The following is a 3,932-nucleotide window of genomic DNA, read 5'->3' as shown; positions in this document are numbered from 1 at the left end:
CCGACATTCTGTGCGTGCCAGAATTCAAGGATATCGAATTCGCGCTGACTGACGTCAGCGAGCACAATCTCGGGATGATCAAGGCGATCCTCGACAGGATCGTGGAAGCAAACAGACTGCCGACGAAGGTGACGGCGACGACCGACCGCCGCAAGGCGCTGGAGGGAGCGCGCTATATCATCAGCTGCGTGCGCGTCGGCGGCCTCGAGGCCTATGCCGACGATATCCGCATTCCGCTCAAATATGGCATCGACCAGTGCGTCGGCGACACGATCTGCGCCGGCGGCATCCTCTATGGCCAGCGCAACATTCCGGTGATCCTCGATTTCTGCAGGGATATCCGCGAGGTCGCGGCGAGCGGTGCCAAGTTTCTCAACTACGCCAACCCGATGGCTATGAACACCTGGGCGGCGATCGAATACGGCAAGGTCGACACGGTCGGGCTCTGCCACGGTGTGCAGCACGGCGCCGAGCAGATCGCCGAGGTGCTCGGCGCGAAATCGCCGAAGGAGCTCGACTATGTCTGCTCCGGCATCAACCATCAGACGTGGTTCATCGAGCTGCGCCTCAACGGCCGCAAAATCGGCAAGGACGAACTGGTCGCCGCCTTTGAGGCGCACCCGGTCTTTTCGAAGCAGGAGAAGCTGCGCATCGATGTGCTGAAGCGCTTCGGCGTCTACTCGACCGAGAGCAACGGGCATCTCTCCGAATATCTGCCCTGGTACCGCAAGCGGCCGGACGAGATCACGCGCTGGATCGACATGTCGGACTGGATCCACGGCGAAACGGGCGGGTATCTGCGCTACTCGACCGAAACCCGCAACTGGTTCGAGACGGAATATCCGCAATTCCTCGAGGCGGCGTCGAAGCCCATCGACCCCGCAAAGCGCTCCAACGAGCATGCCAGCCATATTCTCGAAGCGCTGGAGACGAACCGCGTTTATCGCGGCCATTTCAACGTCAGGAACAACGGCGTGATCACCAACCTGCCGCAGGACGCCATCATCGAGTCGCCCGGCTTCGTCGACCGCTTCGGCATCAACATGGCCGCCGGCATCACGCTGCCGGAAGCCTGCGCCGCCACCTGCATGGCCTCGATCAACGTGCAGCGCATGTCGGTGCATGCCGCGATATCGGGCGACATCGATCTCTTGAAGCTCGCCGTGCTGCACGATCCACTGGTCGGCGCGGTTTCGACGCCGGAGGAAGTCTGGCAGATGGTGGACGAGATGGTCGTTGCCCAGGCGGCCTGGCTGCCGCAATACGCGAACGCGGTGCCGGCCGCAAAAGAGCGGCTCTCGAAATCCAGGGTCAAGACCCGTGAATGGGCGGGTGCGGCGCGCAGAAGCGTGCGCTCGATCGAGGAATTGCGCGCCGAAAAGGCGGCGCTGAAACAGGCCGGCTGATTTACCTCGCGCCTGGAGGCGGACCGCGGGAGGCCGGTCGGTCAAATCAGTCGTCCCGAAAGAATAGAACGCGGGCAGCAGCAGTCGTCGAAACATTTGGGAGGAAACAATGAGGAACTTACATCGAATTGGCATTCTGGCCGGACTGGCGCTGAGCGTCTCGGCAACGGCATTGAGCGCATACGCATCCGAACCGACGGTGCCGCCGGCGCCGGCGCAGTTTCCCGCCGAAGGGAAGATCAAATATGTGGCGCGCGACTCCATCCTGGAGTTCAAGGCGCTGCCCGAATACCACGAACCCGATTGGCTCACCGAGAAATACGTCAAGACCGGCAAGCTTCCGCCAGTCAAGGACCGCCTGCCGAAGGAGCCGCTGGTGTTCAAGGCCGAGAACATGCCGGACGGCATCGGCGTCTATGGCGACACAATGCGCCATGTCATCGGTGGCCGGCCCGAAGGCTGGAACTATGGCGCCGGCCAGACCCAGGGCTGGGGCGGCATCGACATCGGCCTTTCCGAATGCCTGACCCGCACCGCACCGCTGTTCCAGATCGAGGCCAAGGACACCGAGCCGCTGCCGAACCTTGCCAGAAGCTGGGAATGGTCGAAGGATGGCCACAAGCTGACCATGCATCTGGTCGAAGGCGCCAAATGGTCGGATGGCGTGCCGTTCAATGCCGACGATGTCATGTTCTATTGGAACGATGAGGTCGTGGACCCCAACGTCTCGCCGCTGAACGGCGCCACCCAGGAAACCTTCGGCGTCGGCACCGAGCTGAAGAAGATCGACGACTACACCGTCGAGTGGACCTTCAAGGACGCCTTCCCGCGACAGTACCTCTATGCCATGGCCTACGGCACCTTCTGCCCCGGCCCCTCGCATATTCTGAAGCCGCAGCATCCGAAATATTCCAAGAACACCTACGACCAGTTCAAGAACGCCTTCCCGCCGGAATACATGAACATGCCGGTGATGGGCGCCTGGGTCCCGGTCGAATATCGGCCGGACGACATCATCGTCATGCGCCGTAACCCGTACTACTGGAAGGTCGACGAGAAGGGCAACCAGCTGCCCTACCTGAACGAGTTGCACTACAAGCTGTCTACCTGGGCCGACCGCGATGTTCAGGCGGTGGCGGGTTCGGGCGACTTCTCCAACCTGGAGCAGCCGGAAAACTTCGTCGCTTCGCTTAAGCGTGCTGCGGAAAAGGATGCGCCGGCCCGTCTCGCCTTCGGCCCGCGCCTCATCGGCTATAATCTTCGCATGAATTTCTCGGCCAATGGCTGGGGCAATCCGGACGAACGCAGTCAGGCCGTCCGTGAGCTGAATCGCAACGAGGACTTCCGCAAGGCCGTCACTATGGCGCTCGACCGCAAGGCGCTCGGCGACTCCCTGGTGAAGGGCCCGTTCACCGCCATTTATCCGGGCGGCTTCTCTTCGGGCACCTCCTTCTATGACCGCAACTCGACTGTCTACTACCCGTTCGATCTCGCGGGCGCCAAGGCGGAACTCGCCAAGGCCGGTCTCAAGGACACCGACGGCGACGGCTTCGTGAACTTCCCCACAGGAACCGCCGGCGGCAAGAACGTCGAGATCGTCATGCTGGTCAACAATGACTACACCACCGACAAGAGCCTTGCCGAGGGCGTCGTCGGCCAGATGGAGAAGCTCGGGCTTCGCGTCGTGCTCAACGGCCTCAATGGAACCCAGCGCGATGCCTCGCAATATTCCGGCCGCTTCGACTGGCTGGTGCGGCGCAACGACCAGGAGCTGACTTCTGTGGTGCAGAACACCGAGCAGCTCGCTCCGGTCGGCCCGAAGACCAGCTGGAACCACCGCGCGCCGGAAAGCGGCGAGGTCGACCTGATGCCGTTCGAGAAGGATCTCGTCGACATCGTCCGAAAGTTCGTCTCGTCACAGGACAATGACGAGCGCGCCAGCCTGATGAAGCAGTTCCAGAAGATCTCGACGGAACATGTCTACAATGTCGGCCTGACCGAATATCCCGGCGCGTTGATCGTCAACAAGCGTTTCTCCAACATCCCGCAGGGAACGCCGATCTTCATGTTCAACTGGGCCGAGGATTCGATCATCCGCGAGCGGGTCTTCGTCGCCGCCGACAAGCAGCACAAATACGAACTGTTCCCCGAGCAGCTTCCAGGCAAGCCCGGGGACAAGGGCCCGACGAACTGAGTTTCCTCCCCTGACCAAACTCCCGGCCGCGCCGCGCGCGCGGCCGGGACGAGATGAAGTCAGCGGCCAACCACTGAAGCGTGAATGCGAGGAGAACCGGACCGATGCTGCGATTCTTGGCTACGCGCATAGCGTCGGCGATCCCGGTCCTCGCCATACTGAGCCTGGTCACCTTTGCCATCATCCAGGCGCCGCCGGGCGACTATGCCGACTACATCCGCTCGCAACTCATCAACCAGGGCGGCGCCTCGTTCGCCGAAGCCGACGCGCAGGCGCAGGCCTACCGCGTCGAGCATGGCCTCGATAAGCCGCTGCCCATCCAGTATCTGAAC

General features: G+C 62.1%; 2 protein-coding genes and 1 pseudogene. All 3 read left to right on the top strand.

The features are described from left to right. A partial coding sequence (locus EN742_RS27165) for an alpha-glucosidase/alpha-galactosidase (protein WP_148670287.1) occupies positions 1-1,406 on the top strand: 1,406 nt, incomplete at its 5' end. Positions 1,407-1,515: 109 nt separating this feature from the next. Further along, positions 1,516-3,600 (top strand): ABC transporter substrate-binding protein, encoded by a 2,085-nt coding sequence (locus EN742_RS27160; protein ID WP_128333482.1) that lies wholly within the window; start codon positions 1,516-1,518, stop codon positions 3,598-3,600. Positions 3,601-3,704: 104 nt separating this feature from the next. Beyond that, positions 3,705-3,932, top strand: a pseudogene (locus tag EN742_RS27155) (ABC transporter permease); the annotation flags it as partial.

Origin of the sequence: Mesorhizobium sp. M4A.F.Ca.ET.020.02.1.1, assembly GCF_004022645.1 — a bacterium.
Classification (GTDB): domain Bacteria; phylum Pseudomonadota; class Alphaproteobacteria; order Rhizobiales; family Rhizobiaceae; genus Mesorhizobium.
The sequence above is the reverse complement of the archived record's forward strand: the minus strand, read 5'-3'. Positions and strand labels throughout refer to the sequence as shown.

Coding starts and splice junctions, on each gene's coding strand:
- EN742_RS27160 (WP_128333482.1), top strand. CDS start 1,516: ATGAGGAACTTACATCGAATTGGCATTCTGGCCGGACTGGCGCTGAGC.